The sequence below is a fragment of the Klebsiella sp. CN_Kp073 genome, assembly GCF_040065495.2.
Classification (GTDB): Bacteria; Pseudomonadota; Gammaproteobacteria; order Enterobacterales; family Enterobacteriaceae; genus Klebsiella; species Klebsiella aerogenes.
The window spans coordinates 2,571,545-2,595,175 of the sequence record NZ_CM198051.1 but is presented as its reverse complement, the minus strand read 5'-3'; the positions used below and the strand labels follow the sequence as shown (position 1 = coordinate 2,595,175).

Genomic DNA, 23,631 nt, shown 5'->3' with positions numbered 1-23,631 from the left:
GCGGACTCAATTTAACTTCCGCGATAGGTCGACCAGCCGCCGGGGGCAATTAAAAAAGGCAGATGAAAATGGTCTTTGTCATCAATGGTAATCATAAAATCGATCTGCGCCTGTCGGTACAGGGTCTGGCGGCCATCGCGCGCAAACCACGATTGCAGTTCGGCCACCAGCTGATAGTTTCCGGGACGCAGCTGTCCCTTCGCCAGCTCGCCCAGACGGCCATTGCTGTCCGTCACGCCTGATGCCAGGCTGCGCCCTTCGCATAACAGGGTGACCGCCACGCCTTGTGCAGGCTTGCCGGTGGAAATATCAAGAATATGGGTGCTCAGGGTGATCATGCGCTAATAACTCCCGCCAGTCTGAGTAAGGTGATTTCACGTAATTGTTCCAGTGCCGCTTCAATTTCCTGCGCGTCATTATGCGTCAGCCGTTGGGTCAGCGCCTGCAGGATCTCGGCGGCGCTGCGCCCTTTGGCGCGGATCAGAAACACACGGTCAAAGCGGGCTTCGTAACGGGCATTCCCTTCTTTCAGCGCCCGGGCGATAGCGGCATCGTCGGCATTAACCTCCGCCTGCTCCTGGCGAGACAGCGCGGCATGCGCTTCCCCGCCTGTCGGCTTCTCTCCGATCCGCGGGTGGGCGCAGAGCGCCCGCGCCAGGTCCGCCTCCCCCCAGTGCTGCATCAGCTGTTGTGCGCGGTCCGTTAAGGCCGTCAGTGTGGCATAGGGGCGCCCCAGCGCCAGCGCTTCGCGCCAGGCGGGGAGCGCCACGCAGGGTTCGAGCAGTCGCAGGGCTTGCGCCTGCGGCAGCTGATTAAAGTGGTTGAGTGTTATCATCATTGCTCCTTGCCGCTGCCGTCATGGCGGCTTTCTCTTGCGGAATAATCAGATTCAATACAATCGCCACCAGCCCGCCGCTGGTAGCGGCAGATCCAAACAGATTGCCGATGATGGGCGGGAAATGGGCAAGGAAAGCGGGAACCGCCTCAATGCCGAGGCCAAAACCAAATGCCAGGCCCACAATCAGCATATCGCGGCGGGTTAGCGGGGTCTGGGTGATAATGCGGATCCCGGCCGCCACGACACAGCCAAACATGACCATCGTCGCGCCGCCTAACACCGGCGTGGGGATCTGGCGCAGGATTTCGCCAAATGGCGGAAATAGACCAAGCAGAATCAGCAACACGCCGATATAACGCCCGACATAGCGGCTGGCGACGCCGGTCATCTGGATCACGCCGTTATTCTGCGCGAAGGTGGTATTGGGAAAAGCGCAGATCGCCGCGGCGATCAGGCAGCTAATACCATCCGCGAGGATCCCGCCTTTCAGGCGTGAGCGAAACGCGCCATCATCGATGGACTGTTTTGAGATCAGGCAGTTGGCGGTTAAATCGCCGACGGCTTCAAGAATGCAGACCAGCGACACCAGCGCGACCGGTAAAAAGATGGCGCTATTAAACTGAAAGCCAAAAGGAAAGAGCGCCGGCAGACGAAACCAGCTCTCGCCGACCGGCGCCAGATGAAATTTCCCGCTCAACGCGGCGGCGATACAGCCCACAGCCATGCCGATGACCACCGACGATAAACGCAGCCAGCGGTTTTTCGCGCAGCTTAATAACACGATAATCCCTAAGGTCACGCCGCCCAATGCGATATTGCCAGGGCTGGCGAAATCCTTCGCGTGCTCGCCGCCGCTCCAGTTAATAATACTGACCTTTATCAGGCTGATGCCGATCAGCGCAATGACGCTGCCGGTAATAATCGGGGTAAAGAGTTTTTTCAGCGGTTCGATAAAGCGGCTGACGACGACCGGTACCAGCGCGGCAACAACGTTGACGCCGAACAGCATAGCCATAATGTCCTGCGGGCCGCCTCCCTGCGCTTTCACCCACATGCCGCCGGCAATCGCTACGCCGAGAAAAGCGAAGCTGGTGCCCTGCATACAGATCATGCCCGCACCGATCCCCCAGACGCGGTTAGCCTGAAGAAAGGTGCCAATCCCGGAAGCTATTAGCGACATACTAATTAAATATGGCAGCCATTCGCCAAGCCCCAGCGCGGCGCCAATAATCAGCGGCGGCGTAATAATGCCGACCAGCCCCGCCAGCACGTGCTGTAAGGCGCTAAAAAAGGCTGGCAGCGGCGGGATGCGCTGCTCGAGGCCATAAAGCAGGTTGCTGTTCTTTTCATCAGACATGGGGTCACCGTCTCGTCGTGGGTAAGCGTTGACGATGTAGTGCACAAAGCAGGCCACATTGCTGACTCCCTCTATCTTTATCCACCTAAAAATCGTTTTATCTATTATTTTTCAGTGAAATAGCTTCATTAAAGTGTGGGGGGGCCGTAACGATCGTTGGCGCAAGGCCATGAAACTTTTGATTCCTGAATTCATTTAAAGAAATCTTTGATTCATAAAAAGGCAACATAATCGCAACTTTGCCCTTCTTTGGTGCGCACTCCGCCCATCACCCTTCCGTTTTCCGCTGATTTCGTATGTTCTGCTACCTGGTACGCAAATTGCTGAACCCCTTAAACAACACACCTAAGGGGAAGACAATGAAAGCAATCGTGATTGGCGCGGGAATCGGCGGCTTGAGCGCCGCGGTGGCGCTCCGTAACGCAGGCATCGCATGCGAAGTGTTCGAAGCGGTAAAAGAGATTAAGCCGGTTGGCGCCGCGATTTCTATCTGGCCCAACGGCGTCAAGTGTATGAACCGCCTGGGGATGGGCGAGATCATCGACGCTTACGGCGGCCCGATGCATTATCTGGCGTATAAGGAGTATCAACGCGGAGAAACGCTCACCCGCTTCAGCCTCGCGCCGCTGGTTGAACGTACGCAGGGCCGCCCTTCGCCTGTGTCGCGAACGGAACTGCAGGGCGAGATGCTCGATTTCTGGGGGCGTGAGCAGGTGCGGTTCGGCAAGCGGGTTACCCGCGTGGAAGAGCATACCGACGGCGTAACCGTCTGGTTTACCGATGGTAGCGAGGCGCACGGCGATGTGGTCATCGCCGCCGATGGCAGCCATTCGGCGCTGCGGCCATATGTGCTCGGCTATACGCCGGAACGCCGCTATGCCGGTTACGTTAACTGGAATGGTCTGGTCGATATTGATGAGTCCATTGCTCCCGCCGATCAGTGGACGACGTTTGTCGGCGAAGGGAAACGCGTGTCGCTGATGCCGGTGGCGGGCGGACGCTTCTACTTCTTCTTCGATGTGCCGTTGCCGGCCGGATTAGCGGAAGATCGCCTCACCCTGCGCGACGATTTAACCCGCTACTTCACCGGCTGGGCGCCGCCGGTGCAAAAGCTTATCGCCGCCCTCGACCCGCAGACCACCAACCGGATAGAAATTCACGATATTGAACCTTTTGATAAGCTGGTACGTGGCAAGGTGGCGCTACTGGGCGATGCCGGACACAGCACCACGCCGGATATTGGCCAGGGCGGCTGCGCGGCGATGGAGGACGCGGTCGTGCTGGGGAATGTACTACGCGAAAACAGCGATATTGTCACCGCGCTGCGCCAGTACGAAGCATTGCGCTGTGAACGGGTGCGTGACCTGGTGCTCAAAGCGCGTAAACGCTGTGATATCACCCACGGTAAAGATATGGCGTTAACCAAAGCCTGGTATCAGGAACTGAAAACGGAAACCGGCGAGCGTATTATCAATGGCTTGTGCGAAACCATTCAGGGCGGGCCATTAGGCTGAGAGTGAGCAGCGCTACGCATCTCCTCCATCACCAGCGTGAGTTTTTGAATCGCCATTTGCGCCGGACGAGATAGCTGGCGCGATGGCGCGGTGCATAGCGCCAGGGTCAAAGGCCGCAGCAGCTTATTACGTAGCGGCACAAACGCCAGCGAACCGTTGTTTACCTCGTCCTGCACGTCCAGCAGGCTCAGGACCGCCACTCCGCCGCCTTTAAGCACCAGCGATTTAATCAGACGAATATCATTGCAGCTAACGGTGTTGGGCGGCGAAAAATCATAATGGCGATAGAGCATTGCCACCCGGTCATGCACTATTAACGGCGCGCCGGGAATAATATGCCGTTCATCGCTAAGTTCCCCCAGCGAGATCGCGGGCGCAGCGGCAAAAGGATGGTGCGGATGCATTACCACCCCGACTTCCATTTCAATAAACGCCAGTACGTTGAGACCCGCCTGACCTTCAGGATCGAGGATCAGACCAAAATCGACATCGGCCTGACGCACTCTGTCGCTGATGCTCTGGCTATCGGCGACCTGCAACATCAGTTCCAGCCACTCGCACTGGTTGATAATCTCTGCCAGCGCCGCGGCAAAACTCCCTTCGGCCAGCGCCTGCACCATACCGACATTCACCGTTCCGCGTTTTAGCCCCTGCAGTTCATCAAATTTCTGTTGGGTTACGCGAAACTCTTTTTGCCAGCGCAGCAGATTGTCATACAGCAACTCGCCTGCGGTGGTCATCCGCAAACCTTCCGGCAGCCGCTCAAACAGCGGCGTGCCGAAGGACGCTTCAGCCTGCAGTATCTGGCGGTTAATCGCCGAAGCCGAAATATGCAGTTTTTCCGCCGCCCGACGCAGGCTGCCGCTGCGGGCCACTTCCATAAAATAGCGAGCAAAGCGTGAGAAAGGACTCATCGGTTACCTGTACTGATTTTTGCAACGGATAGCTGAATTAATGCTGATGGATGTCAACACCCTACTATGGCAACAATTAACTCACAACAATTAAACAATCACTTTAGCCATCAGGAAGCAAAACGATGAACAGACAACCGCTCACGCCCCCCGCGCATTGCACCTTTGAACCCCAGGACTGGCTGCGGCTGGCAAAATGCTGGCATCCGGTGGCGCGTAGCGCGGATATCGGCCGGCAACCGGTGAAGGCCACCCTGCTGGATGAAAAGCTGGTAATCTATCGCCTGCACGAAAGCATAGTGGTCGCCCGCGACGCTTGCCCCCACCGCGGGGTACCATTGACGTTAGGTTTTCATGACGAAGAAGGTATCATTTGCCCTTATCACGGCCTGCGCTTTGGGGAAGATGGCCGCTGTAACCGAATCCCCTCCAGTCCAAATCAGCCGATACCGGCGAAATTAAATCTGACCAGCTACGCGGCGGAAGAGCGCTATGGTCTGGTGTGGGTCTGTCTCGATTATGATGCTGACAGTCCCCCGCAGTTACCGACCATGCCGCACTGGGCAGACGACGGATTTCAGCAACTGACCTGCCCGGCTTTTGAGGTCAATGGCTTCGCAGGCCGTCAGGTTGAAGGGTTTCTTGATGTGGCGCATTTTGCGTGGATCCATACCGACACCTTCGCCGATGCGGATAATCAACAGGTTCCTGACTACCTGCCTGAGGAAACGGAAAATGGGTTTGTCGTCGACTACTGGAGTACGGTCGGCAATTATCCGGCAAGCGCCGGCTACCGCGCTCCGGAGGGTTTTCAATGGCTGCGTCGCTTTGAGATGCATTTGCCCTTTACCGCCACCCTGACGATTCATTTCCCCGGCGAAGCCCGGCTGGTAATTATGAATGCCGCCTCGCCCGTCTCATCACGGATCACGCGAATGTTTGCCCCTATCGCCCGCAATTTCGACCTGCATGTGCCGGTGGAGGAAGTCTACGCCTTCAACCTTCGCGTGTTTGAAGAAGACCGGCTGATGGTAGAGAGCCAGCGTCCGGAGACGCTACCTCTGGATCTTACCCTGGAAGCACATATTCCTGCCGACCGTAGCTCAATTGCCTACCGTCGCGGCTTGAAGCGGCTGGGTTTCGGTGCATTTTTCCTGGTCTGAGCAAGGAGTTATATGATGAGTACTCTGATTGAGGTGGTTGTCGATGGTCTCTGGCGCGAAGGCGAACATAATCTGGCGGTCAGGCTGGTGACGGCTGACGGCGGCCCATTACCCGCATGGCAGCCCGGCGCCCATATCGATCTGCATCTGGCGAGCGGCGTAACCCGTCAGTATTCACTCACCGGCAGCCACAGCAGGCTGGAACGTTATCTGATTTGCGTGGCCAGAGCGGCAGAATCGCGCGGCGGTTCGCGCTACATCCATGAGACGCTGCGACCGGGTCAGAGGATGATGATATCACCGCCGAGAAATCAGTTTACCCTGCAGACGGCGCGACACGTCACCCTGCTAGCCGCCGGGATTGGCATTACGCCACTGTATAGCATGGCGCGGGCGTTAGCGGCGCAGGGAAATCCGTTTACCTTGCATTATTACCTCAACCGTCGAGAAAACGGCGCCCTGCTAGCCGCGATTGCCCGCAAGCTGGCGCCAGAAAACGTGAGAATTTATAGCTCAGCTGAAGGCGGGAGCCCGCGAGAAAATCTGGCTGGCAGATTGAGCGTTCCTCACCGTGAGGATCGGCTTTACGTATGCGGTCCGGCGGGATTTATGGCCGCCGCGCGCCAGGCGGCGGCGATACAAGGCTGGCAGGCTGAGCAGATCCATGAGGAGGCGTTTCAGGCGTCAATGCCCGCGAACGACGCCCGGCCAGAAGAGACGTTTACGGTGACGCTCGCCTCTTCTGGCCAATGCTGGCCTGTCGCCGCCAATCAAACCATTGCGCAGGTATTGCAGGAAAATGGTGTGGCAGTGCCGCTCTCTTGTGAGATGGGGATTTGCGGCGCCTGTCTGACCAGAGTCGTTGAGGGAGAGGTGGACCATCGTGATACGGTGCAGTCAGCAGCAGAAAAATGCGCCATCGTGCAGCATGTCGCGCTGTGCTGCTCCCGCAGTCGCAGCACGAATCTGCTCATTGATTTATAAAATAAGGCCAGGCGAAAACTGCCGGTTGTTGCCGCCCTTTTCTAACGTGAAGCGCGGCGCGGCATTTGGCGCTGAATATTAAGCTGTTTTCGCCAGACCCTGTTATGTAAATAAAGGGCGTTTGCACGGTAAAAAGTCTGGCTATTTATGCATCGGATACAGCCGAACATAAATAATAGTCCCAGCACGGCGCTGATGAGAAATCCTGGTTTTAGTCCGGCGCCGAATAATGCCCCGAGGCAAACAGAAAGAAAATAAACACTCGCAACCAGACCACTGAAAACCATCAAAGCCAGTGATAATTTAAGCGCCAGAAAATTGCCTCTGGCAACGAAGTACATCGCCAGAACCATTACCAGACTATAAATTAGCGATACAGGCACAATCGCCGCCATCACGGCATACTGCGGCAGCCCAAATAGATCGAACATCGCCAGGCAGAGATAAGGTTGAGCCAGGGCAAAAGCGAGCATGCTCAGAATCATTGCCCCTATCAGCGGTATTCCTGACATATGCCAGCCGACCGGAATACCCATCCGGTCTTTTAATCTGTCTTTAAGCTTCTCCAGTTGCTGCGGATCGTTGGTTTTTATTCTGTCCCTGACGACCGCACTGAGCAGCAAACTGTCTTTCATGAACTTCAGCATCCTCTGAACATCCTGTTGTCGAGATGGATATACGCGCCAATTATGGCCCTTCCGTCGACGGCGGTGTCGTCGTCCGTAAACTGTTTTCCTGCGATAAGCGCCAGAAATCATGCCCGGCGGGATACTGGTAAAGACGCAGTGAAAACTGCCCGGCCACGGCGGTAATGTATTCAAAAATAGCGGATTGCGTGTTCTCGTAATCCATCCATAGCGTCGATGAGGTAAAGCAGTAGATTTCCAGCGGCAGCCCGGACGGCGATGGTTTTAACGTCCGCGCCACGATGTACATATCTTTAATGATATCTGGCCGTTCGGCGAGATAGCTCATCAGGTAATGGCGAAACAGCGTCAGGTTAGTCAACCCGTTATCAATAAACCAGCGATCCGCGACGCCGCCCGGATCCCGACCATCCAGTAATTTACTGAGCGGCTCACCCACCCCGCGGATTGCCAGCATCGGGGTTAACATCTCCTGATTCAGGAAGGTTACCGAGTGCTGATCGATATTAATGCTACGCATGATCCGCCGTGCGCCGGACGAGAACATCGCCTGCCAGTTGGTATACGTTTCTGTGAGGAAATTCTTGGTCGGAATACGCGAAATGGTGTTGTCCCAGTTACGGATAGTAATGGTATGCAGCGCGATATCCGTCACTTCCCCGCTCAGGTTCTTGTCGGGCATTTCGATCCAGTCGCCCAGTTGCAGGACATCGTTGGACGATAGCTGGACGTTGGCCACCAGCGACAGCAAGGTATGTTGAAACACTAACATCAGCACCGCCGCGACGGCGCCGAGGCTGGAAATGATAATCACCGGTGATTTATTCGACATCACGGCGAGGATCATAATCGCGGCCAGAATGTGAACTAAGATTTTACCTATCTGGATATAGCCTTTGATGGAGTGGTTTTTACGTTTGGTCTTACGCAGATAAGAGCTATTGACGATATCCAGCATTTCGTTGAAGAAGATCGACAGAAAAATAAAAAACAAAATTCCGCAGATGGTATTAATCGCCGTTACCAGCGATGCCGGCATATTGGGCATAAACTGCAGAACGTAGTAGACGATAATAACCGGAATGAAGTTTGACAGTTTCTCGGCGATACGGCGGTCTTTTTCCAGCGGCACGTCCTGTTTATGGCTGGCGAAGAACACCTTGCGTATCACTTTAATCAGCAAAAACTTGCACAAAAGATGGGCAAAGATGCCGGAGACGACCAGCAGAATAAGGTTAAAGCCGATCGCCAGAGCCGGATTACTTTCAATAAACGTCAACAGATGATTCAAATACGCCATGCGTTATCGCCTGAATTAATATGCCCTTTTGTATTAGCCATTTACTATCAGCTATTAATACAAAAATTTAACCAATGTGCATCATGACATGTCAAAGCCGCATAAGTCCACGCTTTGCGCGGGGGATCACATTCATTGTATAAATATGTTCATTTGCATTAATGATGCTCTGCGCCCACTATTAAGGGGCCCGAAATGAGGACATATCAACTCCAGGAGGAAACATGTTCAAAGCACTTGCCGCCGTCGTCGCACTCACTGCATCCGCCAGCGTCATGGCGCAAAGTGATGTCACGCTGACTTCACTTGCCAAAGATAATGCGACCAAAGCGTCGTTCAGCCAGATGGTTAAAGGCCATAAACTCCCGGCCTGGGTTAACAGCGGTGGTACCGGATCCCCGGCACAAACCGTGAAACTGGGATCTGAATCCTGGCAGGTATTAAGCGCCTGTAAACCACACGATTGTGGTAGCGAACGTATCGCCGTGATCTGGTCGGAAAAATCCAAACAGATGTCGGGCGTCTTCTCGGTGGTAGATGAGAAAACATCGCAGGAAAAACTGACCTGGCTTAACGTCAGCGATGCGCTGTCGATTGATGGCAAAACCGTGCTGTTTGCCGCGCTGAGCGGCAGCCTTGAAAACCATCCTGACGCGTTTAACTACCCGCAATAAACAAAACCCCTGGCTATCCGTTGATAGTCAGGGGTTGCTCACCGTCTTCGCCGCTCTCTATTTACGCTGCCGGCGTAGTTTGCCCGCGAGAAGAGCCAACCGCTGGCTACGACAATAAATCGCGTACAGCACGAATCCCTGGCGGTTAAATATTAGCCGGCAACACAGTAATGCCAGCGCGGCGAACGCCAGCGGCCAGAGACTTTCACCTGCGCTAACCATCGCTCGCAATGCTTGCACCACCGTTGACGCTGAGAGGATAAGAAATAGCGCCAGAAATCCCTTCAGCCCGAGGGTATAACCGCGAGCCAGCAACACGCCGCTGGTTAACAGAAAAAATATTATCACCAGCGCCGGTACAAAAAAACTCGCTACCCGTATCGGTGCCGAGAATGGCGGGAGCGTCTGCAAAAATGGTAGCAAGTTGAATGCAAAAGCCACTAAGAACAGTGGGAATAGCGCGGCGACCGGAAATGGGTTTTGCCGGGGAAGTTCGCCTGGTGGACGCGAAAAGTAGCCTTCAAGTCCTGGCGTGGAGTGATTCAGCAAGCTGGCGTCCCGGCGCGCAATAGCGCGGTCTATCTCCCGACCATGCTGCAGGAGATCGTAGAAGACGGGCCCCACTATCGGAGAAACTATCGACATCAGATGAGGGCCTGGGCGCGAATTATTGCTGCAAAAATAGTGCTGAATGTTTGTGGGCCGCTGAGACGCTCCACCACCTGACCATCGCGGAAAACAAGCGTATTGGGTAACCCCCAGACGCTATATTTCGCCGCCAGCACCGGAGCCTGAACAACATTTACTGTACCGACTAAAACATCAGACGGTAGCCGGTCGGCCGCCTGGAGAAAAAGACTTTCGCTGCTTTGACAAGGGCCGCACCACGGCGCATGAAAACGCACAACAGCCACGCCGTTATAGCGTTCAACTTGCGAGAAATTGTCTTCATTCCACTGAATGACGCTCGGATTCATTTTGACCCTTATAACTCTGCACAAAAAGTGATTCAGTTGAGCGATTGTAATCGTTTTCTCGCATAGCCGACAGCTTACGGCGCCAGCATCAATACCTTGAACTGGCTGGGTACGATGCGCATACCGACCGCGTTTGTCGAATTTTGCAGGCTAACGCTGGTTAGACGCGTCGCCGGCGTGCCTTTCAGCAGCACGGTAAATGCGCCGGTCAGATGACGCGATGGCCCCATCACCGTACCTGACGCTACCCCGGTCGCCACGCCGGGGTTATCGCCGTTGGTGAGCGGCGTCACCGTCGCCATATTGTGCGCGGGCATGCCCATAAACAGAATATTGAGCGCGTTAGGGATCGCCGTCGGCCCCAGCGCGATATCCGGATAGGGAATCGGTGTAGGCGCCGGCATCGGCGTCAGACAGACGTCGGGGAAGGCTAAATCGACACCAAAAAGCTGGCAGTTGGCAAACATGATTAGCTCCTTAGCCCATGTGGATCTGTTCTGAATCGACTTTGGTGATCGCTTTTGAGGTGATGACCGTATTGTGCGCATGCAGGCGGGCATAATCTTCCGCTTTCATATCCAACTGCCCGGCGCGCACCTGCTCGGTCTGCCGGGTGGTGCGCAGCAGATTGTGGCTAATTTGCGTCACCGTTTGCCAGACCGATTCGGCGCGCTTGCCGACAATACGTGACAGTGTCACCCATGCCGAGAGCTTATCGCCGCTGTAGTTCATCTCGCTGATATGGCAGTCCCCCTGCGCGGCATTGACGCACAGCCGCTGACCGCTGAGGCTGAGTTCCCCCTGACTTTGAATATGCAGGTCACCCGGTACGCTGAGCTCCGCCTGCCGGCTTTCATCACGCTCCAGCACCGCTAACAGCCAGATCTGGTTGTCCACGCTGCTGATGAGTACGCGATCCCCAGCCTGCGGCGCGATCAGACAGCTGACCGCTCGCCGACAGTGCCAGCCGCGCCCTTCGCTCTCGACGGTCACGCTACCGTCGGCAAAGCAATGGGTCACCGTGCCGGAAGCCTGCGCCGGCGGCATCACCGCCTGGGCCAGTTTGTGATTAATAGTTGTCATCTGTTGTCTCCTTAACAACGGCTGTGGCGCTGGGCGCTCCACGCCTCAGCGGCTAATAACTCTTCATCGTATTCCAGGATCCCCTGGCGGCCGGTAAACAGCGCTTCGTCCTGGCGGGCGCGATGCAGCCGGGTGCGGGAAAAGGTCGCGCCGCGCAGATCCGCCTGGCGCAGGTCGGCGGCGGAAAAATCACTCCACGTCAGATCGCAGAGCGCGAATCGCGCCCCAGCGGCCTGAACCCGCTGTAAAACGCTCTGGAACAACCTGCTCTGGCTAAAGTCGGCCTGCTCCAGGATCGCGCCGACAAATATCGCCTGGTCGAACCGGCTGCCGCGACACTGGGCGCCGCGCAGATCGGCCTCCATAAGCAGCGCCTGGCTGGCGTTCACCTGATTGAGCTCTGCTTCACGCAATGACGCGCCTTTGAAATTGCACTGGGTTAGCTGGGCGCCGTTAAACTTCGCGCCGTCCAGCGGACAATCGGTGAACTGGCAGCCGGTAAAGCCCTGCCTTGAATAGTCTTTGCCGCGCTGATCGCACTGGAAAAACACCAGCCGGTCGCACTGCATTCCGTTCAGCGCGGTGTCCCGCAAATCAATATGGTAAAAGGTGGTCAACAGACCGCGGCTTTGCGCAAAGCTGGCGTGAGTCAGGTCAGCCTCATAAAACACGCTGCGTTCCAGCGTTGAACCGCTAAAACGGCTCCTGCTCATCTGGCAACGCATAAACTGGCTGCTTTGCAGCGTCGTTGCCGAGAAATCGCTCTCTTGCAGGTCGCACTGATTAAACACGCAACTATCAAGCGTGGTTTCAGCGGCCTGAAGATGGGCCATTTCACACTGATTGAAGGTCGTCTGCTTAAGTTGGGCGCCTTGCAGCTGCAGGTTCTGCAGCTGGCACTCGGTAAACAGGGCTTCATGCAGATTGGCATTTTGCAGATTAGCGCCGCGTAGCGACACCTCCTGAAACAGTCCGCCGGAGAGATCGCAGCCCTGCAGGTTGATACCATCCAGCGATATTTCATTGAGTGGCTCGCCGTTTTTGATGCGCTGAACGATCTCCTCCGGGCTCAGTATCGTCATATCACTTCTCCATCGCGCTTCGGCAGGGTTTTAATGCGTTTGGTCCATGCGCCGTCCAGCCGCGTGGTTTTACTGGTAAAGGATTGTGAAAGATCGGCGCGGAACAGATTGGCGCCTTCGAAATTGGCCCCGGCAAGCTGGCTTTTTTGCAGCAGCGCGCCCATCAGGTTGGCGTCGGTAAAATCAGCCTCGCGAAAATCGGTGCGAACAAACAGACTGCCGACCAGATTCGCCCGTACAAAGCTGGCATCGCGACAATCAGCCTCACTCAGATCGCTGTTTTCGATTTTTGCCAGCGCAAAGCACGCGCCCTGTAATGGCGTCTGGCGCAAATTGCTCTGCTGCAGCGTTGCGTGGCTGAAGTCGGCGCCGATAAGTGAGCTTTCCGACACCGCAGCGCTGGCTAGCCATGTTGCAGCGCTAAAATCAGCGCGCTCCGCTCGGGTCTGCACCAGCGAACAGCTTTCCAGCGTCGCCTCGTGGAAAATGGCATGCTCCAGTTCAGATTGTAAAAACGAGCATTTGTGCAGCCGCGCGTGGCTGAAATCAGGTTGTGCCAGCGTCAGTTCCATAAAGACGCAGCCATCCAGCTCGGCGCGCTGAAAACGGCAGTCAATCAGGCTGATTTCCCGAAGGATCAGCGTTTTTAGCGTCGCGTTATCGAAAATGCATTGCGCAAACAGCGCGTTCTGTAGCTGACTATCTTCAAAGCGAGCGCCGGTGAAGTCGCTTTGATGGCACTCCGCCAGTACCAGGCTGGAGCCGCTGAAATCACAGTTACGCAGCGACGAATGCTGTAGCTCCGTTCTGGCCAGCACGGCCCCCTGAAAAGAGGCGTTATCCAGCTGACAGTGGCTGAGGTCCGCGCATTCCAGTAACGCCTTTTCAAAATTGGCGCCGCGAAAATCCATGCCGGAAAAATCAACGCCGGTCAGATCCATCCCGCTAAAATTGCCGCCCTGCGCCATGGTACGCTCGGCGCGTTGGCGCAGGATCATCGCCAGATCGCCCTTCAGCCGGACCGCCGGTGGCTGATGCTGCACCGCGGCCAGGTACATCTGATGTAGCGCCTCACGCGTTTGCGCGCGCTTCTTCTCGCTCAGTTCCTGCTGGTGCTGATGTAGCATCTCCTGCATCCGGTGCATGGATTCGGGGCCGCGCGGTTGGTTTTCATCGTTTTTCAACTGCGGATATTGCGCCTCCATCTCACGTTTGCGCTGTTGCGCATCATTCTCCATTTCCTGCGCCTGACGCTCCATGTCGGCGATAAACTCCGGCAGGTCTTCAAGCTTAGGTAACGTGGGCTCGTCGATATCCGCCAACAGGCTATCGATATCACCGCCGCTGGCTTCGATGGCGGCGCGATGCTGTTCACGCAGCAGACGAGCGCGGTTTTTCATATTCTCCTGCTGCGGACTCGGCGACTGTTCAATTTCATTGTCGATCCACGGGCCGATGGTCTCTTCCGGTATGAGATCCTTTTCGCGAAAGGAGAAGAGCGCGCCCTTCTCTTTATCCATTCGCTGGGCCAGTACCTTGCGATAGTGATTAAGCGAACGGGCGGCACCCTCTTTTTCCAGCGCCGGGATCAGCTGCAGGACGTCGGCGGCATCGTCTTCATTGATACGAATGTGCCCCTGCCAGATAAGCATCATCTGTTCCCGATGGGGAAAGAACCATACCGTGGTGGCGCGTAAGGCAATTTCTTCGAATAGCGTTTCATCCGCGCGCTGGCGATGAATAAAACAGCGAGCCTGCCACGGCGGCAACTGGCCCTCCTGCATTGGTTTCTCTGGATGCATATTCCAGATCCGCCATTTCGCCCCTGGCGGCAAGGTATCCCGATCCTCCCACCATTGATCCGAACTGGCGGCGTTAAAGACTTTCCAGTCAATATCGCGGGCAAAACCGGGAAACTCCTGTTGTAGCCAACTGGCATCATATTTTTTGCCCATTCGGCTAAAGCGCCGCGGCCACTGAATATCCAACGGGCCAAAACTTGCCGGCTGCGGTTTCTGCTGCGGCGAGCTTACTCTTCCCTCCAGTGGTTCAATATTCGGCAGAGGATGATGCTCGCGCCCCTGCTGTTTTACCGGCGCGACACCAAGACCGTGCGGGTTGTCGGCATAATCACCGCCGCCAAAGGCGCGGCTCCAGTCGAGGCGCATTTCGCTGAACGGCTGCGGTCGGGTCATACGTTGCCCCGTCCACTCGCGATCGCCGAACACCACCAACGACTTACTCAGTTTGTCGATATCGATGCGCGCCACGCAGGCGCTTTTTTCCTGCTGATGATGGGTATAGGCAAAACCGGTGGCAAGAAATTCGGCGCGGACTTTAGGGATGGCCATATCCACCACGCCGCCGCTAGTTTGCAGTTCGTCGGCGGCAAGCTGCCACAGTTCCATCTCGGGGCGCAGCTGCGGGTTTGGCCCCATATCCGCCAACGCCAGCACCGAAACGCCAAGATAATTTTTGCCCTGCCAGCGGAATGGCCGGTTCAGTACGCTCAGGCGTAAGGGTTTAATGATTTTCATATAGCCCTAATGCGATAGGTTCTTAAGGGGAATTGATGCTTAGCATCAGACATTACGATAATCGAGGTAGTAGAAATGTTGTGGGTCGTCCTGGTGAACGCGAATATTGATTAATTGATTCACCTGAACCTCAGATTGGTCTTGCGCGGGGAATATAACGCCGCGGATGCCCTGCAGTTCTTGCTCATGCCAATGATAACGAAGGGTCAAAATGGCTGAGTAGTGATTATTAATTCGCTGGTCGCGATCGTATTTGATCTGCAGGATGGTGGCCTTAACATTGACACCATTCATTTTCGTTTTTTTATCTTGTCGCGCAGAGCGTATATTCTGCATCGCAACCCAGGCCACAAAGAGCAATACTACCAGCGGAATGGCCCATGCCATGGTTAGCATTATGGTAGAGACGATTTCCATGTTATCTCCTGATTAGCTGTCACAAAAAAAGCGGCCTGTCATATAGCGCAATTCTCTGCGGGTTCGCCGGATCGTATTTAATCGTTGTGCCATTACCCGGCTTAAAACGTTCAATGTCGCTGAAATTCAGGGTGTGATTCAGGCTAGCTTGAACTTCAACCTGCTCGCGGGTCTTAAACTTAAAGGTGATACGATAGATCGGTTTACTTCCGCTCCAGGCGCTGGTCTGGTGTGCGGCAATGATATCCGCGTTGACCGCAATCCCTGATTGCAGGACCTCACTGTGGGTAAAACTATCCTTTAAGTACGGGTAAACATCCTGATAAAGAAAACGGGCCATGGGATAGATACCAAACACCAGGACAATCAGCCCCATGACGATAAAAAAGAGTATATCCATAGTGAATTAACCCACATCACCGATTTGCATAATAGCAATCTTATTGCCGCGTCCTTTCTTAACGACAATGGACAGCCCTTTACGTAATAGATGTATTTGTGCTGGTGCAATCAGCGCCTTGGCGCAAAATAATTGAGGCATTTCATCGATGCGAAAATATATATCGAAAAATAGATTATTACCGAGCATTACATTAGTTTGTTGCCAGAATTCAATCCGCGACCTCAGTAAGTCTCCTCGCCAGCGCTCGCGTTTTAAAAAGATTTTCACTGACTTTAGTTGTAACGATGACTTTCTGAATGTGAAATAGGTGGCTATCATGAATAATATACTTACTGACAAACCAATAATCACGGGTATCATTTCCCCTGGAGACATATTGGTGATCCATTTTTCAAATGACATAATTATCCCTGGTGGGTTTCAGTTCAGGCTTCACAATTCATGATTTTAGGTAAAAAGACATCTTGGTTTTCTCACAATATAGAGAGACTCCATCACTCCATCTCCCAAGGTGTTGGTAATAACTCTTTGGGATTATCAGGCATGTAGTAGATGTAAATAGTATTGTTTCTCATGATTTTTACCATATTTTGCGGGGAAATATACTGTTTAGCCGTTGCCGTCACCAGACCTGAGTCAGTATTGAAAGATAATTCCATTTTAAGTTTAGTGCTCCCTCCGCCACTCGCGCCAATTTTTTCCATGCTTAATATTTTAGCCTCGGTACGAATGCCATTTGCCTTAAACTTATCATAATTGGAGCCTGAACGATAACAATATAAGAACAAACCAAACAAAATTAAAATGGCTAATATTAATGTTTCCCACATAGAGTCAAACATAATGATCCATTAATGATGAAGTTCATCACATATTAGAAATTCTGTGAGTGTTTTTAAGTGGCCACCTAAATGGCCACGAGCATAGAAGTCTAGTGGATACCCTGTTTATTCATAATCCACATCCATAACAGCCATTCGTTTTGGCGGAACGCCCTCATGCTTTATAGTTAATTGAAGTCCCGGTTTTAATTTGGGGATTTCTGAAGCACGTACCACGGCGGCAGCATTATACTGTTTTGTCGTACCCTCAATGTTCGCCTCAAAGGTAAATACAAAATAATAATCAAAATTATTGGTCGCGTTAGTTTGACGCCAACTTACCAGAGATGCGTTTTTGATCTCACCGGTCCAGCGCTCACGGCTTAGCCAGTTTTTTATTTCAGTAAGGTCCCCGCCCTGTCCTTTGAGACTTCGCAACGAACCGAACAACAGAAAAAAGCTAAATGCAACCGATGCAATAACAATTAACAAAGAGTGTTGATAAATAAAGTTCATTGTTAGCTCTTTTAGGTTTTAAATATAAATAATTGTCACATTATAAAAATAATGGTCTGTCATAAATTGCGATTCGTTTAGGATTTTTAGCGTCGTATTTTATTGTTGTCCCATTGCCGGGTTTAAATCTCTCAATTTCTTCAAAGCTTAGCCCCATATCAACACTCGCTTCGGTTTCAACACCTTCAAGAGTTTTAAATTTTAAGGTCAAATGGTATATTGGCTTATTTCCACCCCACATACTAGTTTGATGAGATGCAATAATATCGGCATTTACTGCGATTCCTGTTTTAAGAACAGCGCTTTCAATAAACCCAGCCTTGATCATAGGGATAACGGAACTACGAAAATTCCGCCCAATAATATAGAGTGCTATAAGGCATGCCACAAGCAGAATATAAAACCATTTTGTATTTAGAAAATCCATTTAATCAATTCCAGGTTGTGATTTTATAGGTAGAATGAAATATCAAATACTACAGCACCATTACACATTTAATAATTAACGGAAGTAACGGCTATCTTTACAAGCGTGTCATTACTGTACTTTACTGATAATAACATTCCTTTCTTTAATTTATGAATGTCACCGGGTCTTACAATGCCTTTCGCAATGTATTTTTTTACATAACCGTTTATATTTGCACTAAAATAGAAATCATAAATATAATCATTGCCGTACTTTGTTTCTGTCTGACGCCATGATTCTAGCGGAACCAGGATTGTTTGACCGGACCACTTATCTCTCGATAACCAGTTTTTAATTGCTGAGACTTCAGATTTATTCGGTTTGAATGCAGCGAATGATATACCTAATGCTATGATTGTCACCACAATGCCAAAGATAAAAGATGATTCCGTGATGACATTCATAGGGTTGCATCCGTGTTATTAACAAAAACCATCATCGATTGCTTACTCCATATCCCCAGGAACAAGGTAGACTTTTTCAGGGGTACCTGGGAGGTAATATAAACAAACTGTATTTTTCCTACCAATTTTAACCATTTCTTCCGGAGTTATAAAACGACGAGCATGTGTGACGACAAATCCATCGGGAGTCATAAATTCCAATTCAAAATCAAATTTCATATTCCCGGTGCCAGAGGTACTTATATGTTGCTTACTAATAATTTTAGCTTCAACTTTAAGGCCTTCCTTACGAAACTTCTCATCATTATTTCCTGACTTCATTATACTGTATAAGAACCACCCCAAAACTAAAATGGTTATAAAGATAGACCACATTGTTGAATTTGACATCGTAAAATCTTACATTAAGTGAACCATTGATGGCTGTCTTATTTTAAATGCAAAAAATTGAGAAATCGTTAGGTTCTGGATTGATTATTTATTACCAGCTAAAACCAATGGAAAGGAAACGCAGCATTTGGAGGCCGTTTCTATGCCATGTTCCCTATCAAAGGGTAAAGCAGCAATTATATGTCGTGCATCGACTAGTATTAGCCTACGCTCATGACTGCTGTTTTTTTTGGGGGTACTCCCTGGTATTTGAACATTACAGGCATATCCTTTTTTAATTTAATGACTTCAGAGGTCTTTAACACAGTTGCTGCTTTATATGTTTGAGCTTCACCACTCAAATTAGACTCGATAGTAAAAATATAGAAATGGTCAAAATTATTGGTAGTTGATGTTTGTTTCCATTCTTTTAATTTCCCTGTTGCTAATTCGCCGTTCCAGTTGTCTCTTGCAACCCAATTTCTTATTTCACTAAAATCTTCCTTCTGTCCCTTTAATCCTCTGAGACAGATGAAGATGAATATCAACATTACACCTAACGCAATAGGGCCTGAGTGTTCAGAAAGAAAATTCATACCTGCACCTGGCATGTTAAAACGCGTCGTTTCTAACGAGGCACATTAGAAATTGCCAAAGGTTTCCCATTGGAAGGGTCTGTAACAAAAACAATGGATTTAGTTTTACTATCTAGTTTAGCTCTATAAATAGAACCAACCTGGTAAGCATCAAGAGCTATTAATTGTATGGTTTCATCATGTTTTTCGAGTAGCCATGTTTTGTTATCAGCAGCATTTGCCACCCTCAAGTCCATTGTTACTACAGGATTGTTGTTTATGAAAACTCCGCTTTGCTTCATTGATAAAATTGTAACATAAACATCATCTCCCTGTTCCATTATACTGTGCTCTCTCTGTTGTGAATTTTTCACTATTCTATTTGCGAAATAAAAACACACAAAAATAATTAAAAACGTCAATACTGCATTTATAACCCAAGAGATAGACATATAATCCTCTGACTACATTAACATATGAAGTGCAAATAATGCGGTTCTTAGACTGCCGCTGTCAACCCGAGCCCCTTCGACTCGTTGAGCATTGATAACGGTACGACCAAATGTCATTCCTTGATGTGAAATATTTATTCCTGTTGCTGCATAGCTAACACCCTTAAAGGCGACACTTCCTGTTGAAATTGTAACATATTGGCCGATGAAATCCATTGCATTTTGGGCAAAGCTTTTCTTTTCTACATCGTTATGTTCAAAAACGGGAGAGTCAATAAAAACTTTTGTTTTGCTTTTTATTACTATTTCTTCTGGTGATTCAATCTTCACTTTTCCTGTAACGGTTTGCATCCAGGCGCCATCTATATCTACATTAACTTTCCCCTGAATATTTTGTTTTTGCCCTCCAGATTTTATAGTGAATACATCTCCGTTACCAATTGTCGTTTCTTTTTTCCCATTGATATGAATGGTTTCATTGGCGAGAACTTCCTCATTGTTATTCCCATCCAGAGTTAGCTCGCGATCACCTTTAATTTTTCGGATGTCACCTCCATTTTGTATATCTGTTTTTCGACCGTTTTTAATTATAGTTTCTTCACCATTATTATATTCTTGCAGCTCTAGATCTTCTACCTTAGTTGTTCTTTTCTTCTGATAATGAAAGGATGAATCACCAACGACAGTATCACTTTGCTCTTTTCCTATTGTGGTAGTACGGCAACCATCAATAGTTACATGTTTATCATTCTCTACCGAGATCTTCATATCTTTCTCTGAATGCATCTCGACGGATTCATTGCCCGGATTATCTTCGAAGAACAAGAAACTGCTGTTATCAATATTCCCATCCTTACTCCGCGTCATAAAGCCCATCCGGGTGGCGTCGCCGGGGAGATCCCATGGCGGCATGCTGGCTTCATTATACACACGTCCGGTGACGATCGGGCGGTCAGGATCGCCGTTGATAAAATCAATGACCACTTCATCGCCGACGCGGGGAATTTGCACGCCGCCAAAGCCCTGGCCTGCCCAGGCGCTCGACACGCGAACCCAGCAGGAGCTGGTGTCATCGCCTTTGGCGTGGCGGTCCCAGTGAAACTTCACTTTGATGCGGCCATACCTGTCGGTCCAGATGCTTTCCCCTTCAGGCCCGACAACTTTCGCCGTCTGCGGGCCATAGGTGCGCGGCCAGTCGGTTACCTGCGCCGGGCGATAGACTACCGAAGAGGGGATCACTCTAAAATGGATTTGGTGCGAGATGTCGCTATTGCCGCCGCTGGCGTAGCTGTTCTCTTCAAACAAGTAATCTGCGGCGGTCGTCAAATATTCGCCGTTATCGCTAAAGAATGGCGCATTGATTAGGGTAAACGTTGCGCCGGGAGCGATGCCTACCGCGGTGGCGGACGCCTGGATCTGCTGATGTTCTACCTGCCAGCGCTCCTGGCGGATACGGGCGTAGAATTCACCGTGTCCGTGATCGACAAACCGCCCCGGCCAGTCGTACACGTCGATACTGCCCGGCGAGGGCGATGCCGGGTTCTGCCGCGCCTGAAACAGCCAGGCGTTAGGTTTACGGAAATCATAGTCATCGAGACTGTAAATCCCCGGCGTCACGCTATCTTCCAGCGCCCACTGGCCGATCCCCTCTTCAGTGGTAATACCGCCCGATGCCGTCTGGTGGTAGGGAATGGTTTCATAGCCGCTTACCGGTTGATGCTGGGTAGCTGAATCGGTCAGAACCATCGTATGTTTACCTGCCTCGTGGCGGAAATGGTAGGCAATCCCCTCCAGCTCCATCAGGCGGCTGATAAAGGCGAAACTACTTTCCTGATACTGGACGCAGTAATCCCAGACGCGGTAACTGCCGTTCAGCTTATCCTCAACGTTGACCTGATATTCGCTCAGCAACGTATTGATGATCTGCGGTACCGTCTGCCCCTGAAATATACGCAGGTTGCGGTCGCGTTTCATCGGCCATAAGTCGGGTTCAACCATCAGTTGGTAAGCGGCGTAGCGGATACCGCTCAGTTCAACGGCGCTCACCGCCACGCGGGTAATTTTACCGTTGAAATAACGCGAACTCAGCGCGTTTTGCGTCGGAATGGTCACGGTGACCGGCTGGCCAAGCAGCTTGCTGCGATCCAGACGCGCATCGCTGCCAAGCAGCGTTAAGCTGAGCTCGAACATTTCCGACATGGCTTCATGTCCGCTGAGTTTCCAGAAAAGCAGCCCCTCAACGGGGAGCTGAACGGTGATCCTGTTAGACATAATATTATTCCATTCAGGGGGATACAGTTTGTGCAGCGCTAGCTGCGCGTTAACAATGGGTTCGGCAGATCGACCAGCACCTGTTGCGGGTCAAGGCGCAAGTAGCGTAACGGAATCGGCTTTCCCGGTTGAAAGTTTTGGATACGCGTAATATCAATAACGATATCCCGCTGACCGGTCAGCAATTCACCTTTTTCGTTAACGTAATTAAAATCGACGCTAATATTAATAAACCCGGAATTACCGCCAGAGCGGCTTTTCACATTTGTGATGGTGCCAGACACCGCAACGCCATCATTGTGGATAGCCGCTTTGATTTTTTTATTTTTCGCATCGCGAATCAGCAATGACGCAAAAATATAAATAAACAGTAGGACCACGGCCAGAACGATTACGTTAGTAAAAATACTCATCTTCCACTCGTCAGTTTTGGCTTATCAGCTCGATGGATTAATAAGCCAGGTTCCCGGTTTGGCGATCTCCAGCGTCTGCTCGCGGGTTTGTCCATTACCCTGCAGGGTAATTTCATAATGCCCCGGCGCCAGCTTCAGCGAGGCGAAGCCGTTCGTGGCCGGTTGCGTATTATGAGGTTCGCCATTGAGTTTGAGCTTTTCCCCTTCCCGCATGCGCACGTAAACCTGAGCAACAGGCGCCGCGGCGGCGGCAGGTTTACTCTCTTTAACGGCAACGGGCGGAGCGGGCTGCGCGTTAGCGGTCTGCGTTGTTACCGGCGGCGTAACCGCCGCTGGCGGCTGGGTGCTGGCGCTCTGTGATGGTTGCGCCTCGCTGCCGCCGCCGCTGAACAGCATACTGCCGGCAAAAATGCCGACCAGTACGCCTGCGGCGACCATCCCCGGAACCTTATAGCGCCGCCAGTCTGTCGCGGCCGGCGCCTGTTCTTCCTCTTCGACCAGCGCCAGCATGGTGCCGGTTTTTTTGACCGACAAGACGTCATCGATACTGGACACCGGCATTTCAATCAGCTCGGCAAACGCGTTAATTGACTGGGGACGATCCTCCACCCGCAGCGCCAGAGCTTTATCCACCGCCTGTAGCAGCGGCAGCGAGTAACCTGCCGGCTTCAGTTCCGCCAGCGGCTGATAGTTGTCCTGAATACTCCGCACCACGCTCACCGGCGGCGGTGAACCCACGATCAGCGTATGCAGCACCGCGCCGACGGCATAAATATCGGTCCAGGCGCCCTGTTCGCTGTCATTATCGTCGGTATACTGCTCGATAGGCGCATACCCCGGGCGCAGCATGGTTTCGGTTTCGTCGGACAGATTACCGATGGTCCGGCGCGCCGAACCGAAATCAAGTAGCACCGGCAGGCCGTTATCCTGGATCTGGATATTTTCCGGTGAGATATCACGATGCAAATAGCCGGCGTCGTGAATGGTTTTAATGGCGCCGAATAGCATCGGCAGCATCCGGCGGATCCATGCCTCATCGATGAGGTTTGGCTGCTGTTCGCGCAGGCGGCTCAAGGTGGTGCCGCTATAAAACAGCGTGCCCATATAGGCGGTGTCGTTCTGAACCCAAAAGCGCAGCACGTGCAGCAAGTTGGGATGATTAAAGCGCGCCAGCAGCCGCGCCTCCTGGATAAAGCTGTTTAATCCAGCGGAGAACGCTTTGCTAAAGCGCTCGCTACGCAGTACCAGGGTCATATCTTCGTTACGTACCGCCAGCGACGAAGGCATAAACTCTTTAATCGCGATGGTACGTTCCAACTGATGGTCCCAGGCGCGATACACAATGCCGAAACCGCCGCCGCCAATCACTTCCTTTATTTCAAATTCGTTAAAACGATACCCGACCGGCAGCGCGTTCAGGACAGTCCGATTGTTTTCGTGATCCGTCATCT

Annotated in this window: 29 protein-coding genes; 4 read left to right on the top strand and 25 right to left on the bottom strand. The window is 52.0% G+C overall.

Going from position 1 to position 23,631, the window contains the following annotated elements:
- Positions 1 to 11 precede the first annotated feature (11 nt).
- The 3 genes from uraH to ABLV66_RS12465 are packed head-to-tail and all read right to left on the bottom strand — an operon-like array spanning position 12 to position 2,195.
- On the bottom strand, positions 12 to 338 hold the full coding sequence (gene uraH / locus ABLV66_RS12475) for a hydroxyisourate hydrolase (RefSeq protein ID WP_348876635.1): 327 nt from the start codon (positions 336 to 338) through the stop codon (positions 12 to 14).
- A complete protein-coding gene (uraD, locus tag ABLV66_RS12470; protein ID WP_047056833.1) occupies positions 335 to 835 on the bottom strand; it encodes a 2-oxo-4-hydroxy-4-carboxy-5-ureidoimidazoline decarboxylase in 501 nt (166 codons plus the stop codon). Before uraD ends, uraH begins: the two co-directional genes overlap by 4 nt.
- Entirely contained in the window at positions 813 to 2,195 is a 1,383-nt protein-coding gene (locus ABLV66_RS12465) for a nucleobase:cation symporter-2 family protein (protein WP_047067529.1), read from the bottom strand. Before ABLV66_RS12465 ends, uraD begins: the two co-directional genes overlap by 23 nt.
- Before the next feature lie 359 nt (positions 2,196 to 2,554).
- Between ABLV66_RS12465 and hpxO the strand changes: the two genes are divergently transcribed.
- A complete protein-coding gene (gene hpxO, locus ABLV66_RS12460; RefSeq protein ID WP_348876636.1) occupies positions 2,555 to 3,709 on the top strand; it encodes an FAD-dependent urate hydroxylase HpxO in 1,155 nt (384 codons plus the stop codon).
- Here hpxO and hpxR read toward each other — a convergent pair.
- The gene (gene hpxR / locus ABLV66_RS12455) at positions 3,688 to 4,623 is read right to left on the bottom strand and encodes a LysR family hpxDE operon transcriptional regulator HpxR (RefSeq protein WP_348876637.1); all 936 of its coding nucleotides are present in this window, start codon (positions 4,621 to 4,623) and stop codon (positions 3,688 to 3,690) included. The genes hpxO and hpxR overlap by 22 nt on opposite strands.
- Before the next feature lie 125 nt (positions 4,624 to 4,748).
- Here hpxR and hpxD point away from each other — a divergent pair, with 125 nt between their 5' ends.
- Both hpxD and ABLV66_RS12445 read left to right on the top strand, forming a co-directional pair.
- A complete protein-coding gene (hpxD, locus tag ABLV66_RS12450; protein WP_348876638.1) occupies positions 4,749 to 5,786 on the top strand; it encodes a molybdenum cofactor-independent xanthine hydroxylase subunit HpxD in 1,038 nt (345 codons plus the stop codon).
- Positions 5,787 to 5,801: 15 nt separating this feature from the next.
- On the top strand, positions 5,802 to 6,770 hold the full coding sequence (locus tag ABLV66_RS12445) for a PDR/VanB family oxidoreductase (RefSeq protein ID WP_047048405.1): 969 nt from the start codon (positions 5,802 to 5,804) through the stop codon (positions 6,768 to 6,770).
- 41 nt (positions 6,771 to 6,811) lie between these two features.
- Here ABLV66_RS12445 and ABLV66_RS12440 read toward each other — a convergent pair whose 3' ends face one another.
- Complete coding sequence (locus ABLV66_RS12440) at positions 6,812 to 7,417, bottom strand: hypothetical protein (RefSeq protein ID WP_348876639.1); 606 nt, start codon at positions 7,415 to 7,417, stop codon at positions 6,812 to 6,814.
- A 40-nt stretch (positions 7,418 to 7,457) separates the two neighbouring features.
- Positions 7,458 to 8,717: a mechanosensitive ion channel family protein gene (locus ABLV66_RS12435; RefSeq protein ID WP_047048406.1), complete on the bottom strand. Its 1,260-nt coding sequence runs from the start codon at positions 8,715 to 8,717 to the stop codon at positions 7,458 to 7,460.
- 224 nt (positions 8,718 to 8,941) lie between these two features.
- On the opposite strand from ABLV66_RS12435, the gene ivy reads away from it, so the two are divergent.
- Entirely contained in the window at positions 8,942 to 9,391 is a 450-nt protein-coding gene (gene ivy, locus ABLV66_RS12430; RefSeq protein ID WP_047048409.1) for an Ivy family C-type lysozyme inhibitor, read from the top strand.
- A gap of 57 nt (positions 9,392 to 9,448) precedes the next feature.
- Here ivy and ABLV66_RS12425 read toward each other — a convergent pair whose 3' ends face one another.
- From ABLV66_RS12425 to ABLV66_RS12335, 19 genes are all read right to left on the bottom strand, one after another.
- Positions 9,449 to 10,036 (bottom strand): hypothetical protein, encoded by a 588-nt coding sequence (locus ABLV66_RS12425; RefSeq protein WP_047048412.1) that lies wholly within the window; start codon positions 10,034 to 10,036, stop codon positions 9,449 to 9,451.
- Positions 10,036 to 10,368, bottom strand: coding sequence for a thioredoxin family protein (locus ABLV66_RS12420; RefSeq protein WP_047079168.1), 333 nt, complete (start codon positions 10,366 to 10,368; stop codon positions 10,036 to 10,038). The genes ABLV66_RS12425 and ABLV66_RS12420 overlap by 1 nt, the downstream gene beginning before the upstream one ends.
- A gap of 74 nt (positions 10,369 to 10,442) precedes the next feature.
- Positions 10,443 to 10,835 (bottom strand): DUF4150 domain-containing protein, encoded by a 393-nt coding sequence (locus tag ABLV66_RS12415; protein WP_015366584.1) that lies wholly within the window; start codon positions 10,833 to 10,835, stop codon positions 10,443 to 10,445.
- A gap of 10 nt (positions 10,836 to 10,845) precedes the next feature.
- Complete coding sequence (locus ABLV66_RS12410) at positions 10,846 to 11,451, bottom strand: DUF3540 domain-containing protein (protein ID WP_015366583.1); 606 nt, start codon at positions 11,449 to 11,451, stop codon at positions 10,846 to 10,848.
- A gap of 11 nt (positions 11,452 to 11,462) precedes the next feature.
- Positions 11,463 to 12,533, bottom strand: coding sequence for a pentapeptide repeat-containing protein (locus tag ABLV66_RS12405; protein ID WP_047048422.1), 1,071 nt, complete (start codon positions 12,531 to 12,533; stop codon positions 11,463 to 11,465).
- Positions 12,530 to 15,070 carry a DUF2169 family type VI secretion system accessory protein gene (locus tag ABLV66_RS12400; RefSeq protein WP_348876640.1) on the bottom strand — a complete coding sequence of 847 codons (2,541 nt, stop codon included), beginning with the start codon at positions 15,068 to 15,070 and terminating at the stop codon, positions 12,530 to 12,532. Before ABLV66_RS12400 ends, ABLV66_RS12405 begins: the two co-directional genes overlap by 4 nt.
- Positions 15,071 to 15,115: 45 nt before the next feature.
- A complete protein-coding gene (locus ABLV66_RS12395; RefSeq protein ID WP_045394322.1) occupies positions 15,116 to 15,487 on the bottom strand; it encodes a hypothetical protein in 372 nt (123 codons plus the stop codon).
- Between the two features lie 19 nt (positions 15,488 to 15,506).
- Positions 15,507 to 15,887, bottom strand: coding sequence for a DUF3592 domain-containing protein (locus ABLV66_RS12390; RefSeq protein WP_047048427.1), 381 nt, complete (start codon positions 15,885 to 15,887; stop codon positions 15,507 to 15,509).
- 6 nt (positions 15,888 to 15,893) lie between these two features.
- Complete coding sequence (locus ABLV66_RS12385; RefSeq protein ID WP_047079165.1) at positions 15,894 to 16,292, bottom strand: hypothetical protein; 399 nt, start codon at positions 16,290 to 16,292, stop codon at positions 15,894 to 15,896.
- Between the two features lie 92 nt (positions 16,293 to 16,384).
- Entirely contained in the window at positions 16,385 to 16,732 is a 348-nt protein-coding gene (locus tag ABLV66_RS12380; RefSeq protein WP_047048433.1) for a DUF3592 domain-containing protein, read from the bottom strand.
- A gap of 105 nt (positions 16,733 to 16,837) precedes the next feature.
- Positions 16,838 to 17,227 carry a hypothetical protein gene (locus tag ABLV66_RS12375; RefSeq protein ID WP_213797215.1) on the bottom strand — a complete coding sequence of 130 codons (390 nt, stop codon included), beginning with the start codon at positions 17,225 to 17,227 and terminating at the stop codon, positions 16,838 to 16,840.
- Positions 17,228 to 17,267: 40 nt separating this feature from the next.
- Positions 17,268 to 17,654: a DUF3592 domain-containing protein gene (locus tag ABLV66_RS12370; protein ID WP_042897410.1), complete on the bottom strand. Its 387-nt coding sequence runs from the start codon at positions 17,652 to 17,654 to the stop codon at positions 17,268 to 17,270.
- Positions 17,655 to 17,722: 68 nt separating this feature from the next.
- Complete coding sequence (locus ABLV66_RS12365; RefSeq protein ID WP_348876641.1) at positions 17,723 to 18,100, bottom strand: hypothetical protein; 378 nt, start codon at positions 18,098 to 18,100, stop codon at positions 17,723 to 17,725.
- A gap of 42 nt (positions 18,101 to 18,142) precedes the next feature.
- Positions 18,143 to 18,490 carry a DUF3592 domain-containing protein gene (locus ABLV66_RS12360; protein WP_228339400.1) on the bottom strand — a complete coding sequence of 116 codons (348 nt, stop codon included), beginning with the start codon at positions 18,488 to 18,490 and terminating at the stop codon, positions 18,143 to 18,145.
- A gap of 200 nt (positions 18,491 to 18,690) precedes the next feature.
- Positions 18,691 to 19,065 carry a hypothetical protein gene (locus tag ABLV66_RS12355; RefSeq protein ID WP_021469585.1) on the bottom strand — a complete coding sequence of 125 codons (375 nt, stop codon included), beginning with the start codon at positions 19,063 to 19,065 and terminating at the stop codon, positions 18,691 to 18,693.
- A 32-nt stretch (positions 19,066 to 19,097) separates the two neighbouring features.
- The gene (locus ABLV66_RS12350) at positions 19,098 to 19,496 is read right to left on the bottom strand and encodes a hypothetical protein (protein ID WP_045360889.1); all 399 of its coding nucleotides are present in this window, start codon (positions 19,494 to 19,496) and stop codon (positions 19,098 to 19,100) included.
- Between the two features lie 12 nt (positions 19,497 to 19,508).
- Positions 19,509 to 21,767 carry a type VI secretion system Vgr family protein gene (locus ABLV66_RS12345; RefSeq protein WP_348876642.1) on the bottom strand — a complete coding sequence of 753 codons (2,259 nt, stop codon included), beginning with the start codon at positions 21,765 to 21,767 and terminating at the stop codon, positions 19,509 to 19,511.
- Between the two features lie 38 nt (positions 21,768 to 21,805).
- The gene (locus ABLV66_RS12340; protein ID WP_348876643.1) at positions 21,806 to 22,180 is read right to left on the bottom strand and encodes a DUF3592 domain-containing protein; all 375 of its coding nucleotides are present in this window, start codon (positions 22,178 to 22,180) and stop codon (positions 21,806 to 21,808) included.
- A 24-nt stretch (positions 22,181 to 22,204) separates the two neighbouring features.
- The gene (locus tag ABLV66_RS12335) at positions 22,205 to 23,629 is read right to left on the bottom strand and encodes a serine/threonine protein kinase (RefSeq protein ID WP_348876644.1); all 1,425 of its coding nucleotides are present in this window, start codon (positions 23,627 to 23,629) and stop codon (positions 22,205 to 22,207) included.
- Positions 23,630 to 23,631 lie beyond the last annotated feature (2 nt).

Excerpts from the sequence above, each read along its gene's own strand:
- ABLV66_RS12340 (WP_348876643.1), bottom strand. The coding sequence starts at position 22,180 with ATGAGTATTTTTACTAACGTAATCGTTCTGGCCGTGGTCCTACTGTTT.
- ABLV66_RS12440 (WP_348876639.1), bottom strand. The coding sequence starts at position 7,417 with ATGCTGAAGTTCATGAAAGACAGTTTGCTGCTCAGTGCGGTCGTCAGG.
- ABLV66_RS12350 (WP_045360889.1), bottom strand. The coding sequence starts at position 19,496 with ATGTCTATCTCTTGGGTTATAAATGCAGTATTGACGTTTTTAATTATT.
- ABLV66_RS12360 (WP_228339400.1), bottom strand. The coding sequence starts at position 18,490 with ATGTCAAATTCAACAATGTGGTCTATCTTTATAACCATTTTAGTTTTG.
- ABLV66_RS12385 (WP_047079165.1), bottom strand. The coding sequence starts at position 16,292 with ATGTCATTTGAAAAATGGATCACCAATATGTCTCCAGGGGAAATGATA.
- ABLV66_RS12415 (WP_015366584.1), bottom strand. The coding sequence starts at position 10,835 with ATGTTTGCCAACTGCCAGCTTTTTGGTGTCGATTTAGCCTTCCCCGAC.
- ABLV66_RS12390 (WP_047048427.1), bottom strand. The coding sequence starts at position 15,887 with ATGGATATACTCTTTTTTATCGTCATGGGGCTGATTGTCCTGGTGTTT.
- ABLV66_RS12420 (WP_047079168.1), bottom strand. The coding sequence starts at position 10,368 with ATGAATCCGAGCGTCATTCAGTGGAATGAAGACAATTTCTCGCAAGTT.
- hpxD (WP_348876638.1), top strand. The coding sequence starts at position 4,749 with ATGAACAGACAACCGCTCACGCCCCCCGCGCATTGCACCTTTGAACCC.
- uraH (WP_348876635.1), bottom strand. The coding sequence starts at position 338 with ATGATCACCCTGAGCACCCATATTCTTGATATTTCCACCGGCAAGCCT.
- ABLV66_RS12335 (WP_348876644.1), bottom strand. The coding sequence starts at position 23,629 with ATGACGGATCACGAAAACAATCGGACTGTCCTGAACGCGCTGCCGGTC.
- ABLV66_RS12345 (WP_348876642.1), bottom strand. The coding sequence starts at position 21,767 with ATGTCTAACAGGATCACCGTTCAGCTCCCCGTTGAGGGGCTGCTTTTC.
- ABLV66_RS12465 (WP_047067529.1), bottom strand. The coding sequence starts at position 2,195 with ATGTCTGATGAAAAGAACAGCAACCTGCTTTATGGCCTCGAGCAGCGC.
- ABLV66_RS12400 (WP_348876640.1), bottom strand. The coding sequence starts at position 15,070 with ATGAAAATCATTAAACCCTTACGCCTGAGCGTACTGAACCGGCCATTC.
- ABLV66_RS12370 (WP_042897410.1), bottom strand. The coding sequence starts at position 17,654 with ATGGATTTTCTAAATACAAAATGGTTTTATATTCTGCTTGTGGCATGC.
- ABLV66_RS12355 (WP_021469585.1), bottom strand. The coding sequence starts at position 19,065 with ATGAATTTTCTTTCTGAACACTCAGGCCCTATTGCGTTAGGTGTAATG.
- uraD (WP_047056833.1), bottom strand. The coding sequence starts at position 835 with ATGATAACACTCAACCACTTTAATCAGCTGCCGCAGGCGCAAGCCCTG.
- ABLV66_RS12425 (WP_047048412.1), bottom strand. The coding sequence starts at position 10,036 with ATGTCGATAGTTTCTCCGATAGTGGGGCCCGTCTTCTACGATCTCCTG.
- ABLV66_RS12380 (WP_047048433.1), bottom strand. The coding sequence starts at position 16,732 with ATGTTTGACTCTATGTGGGAAACATTAATATTAGCCATTTTAATTTTG.
- ABLV66_RS12395 (WP_045394322.1), bottom strand. The coding sequence starts at position 15,487 with ATGGAAATCGTCTCTACCATAATGCTAACCATGGCATGGGCCATTCCG.
- hpxR (WP_348876637.1), bottom strand. The coding sequence starts at position 4,623 with ATGAGTCCTTTCTCACGCTTTGCTCGCTATTTTATGGAAGTGGCCCGC.
- ivy (WP_047048409.1), top strand. The coding sequence starts at position 8,942 with ATGTTCAAAGCACTTGCCGCCGTCGTCGCACTCACTGCATCCGCCAGC.
- ABLV66_RS12365 (WP_348876641.1), bottom strand. The coding sequence starts at position 18,100 with ATGAATGTCATCACGGAATCATCTTTTATCTTTGGCATTGTGGTGACA.
- ABLV66_RS12405 (WP_047048422.1), bottom strand. The coding sequence starts at position 12,533 with ATGACGATACTGAGCCCGGAGGAGATCGTTCAGCGCATCAAAAACGGC.
- hpxO (WP_348876636.1), top strand. The coding sequence starts at position 2,555 with ATGAAAGCAATCGTGATTGGCGCGGGAATCGGCGGCTTGAGCGCCGCG.
- ABLV66_RS12435 (WP_047048406.1), bottom strand. The coding sequence starts at position 8,717 with ATGGCGTATTTGAATCATCTGTTGACGTTTATTGAAAGTAATCCGGCT.
- ABLV66_RS12410 (WP_015366583.1), bottom strand. The coding sequence starts at position 11,451 with ATGACAACTATTAATCACAAACTGGCCCAGGCGGTGATGCCGCCGGCG.
- ABLV66_RS12445 (WP_047048405.1), top strand. The coding sequence starts at position 5,802 with ATGAGTACTCTGATTGAGGTGGTTGTCGATGGTCTCTGGCGCGAAGGC.
- ABLV66_RS12375 (WP_213797215.1), bottom strand. The coding sequence starts at position 17,227 with ATGAACTTTATTTATCAACACTCTTTGTTAATTGTTATTGCATCGGTT.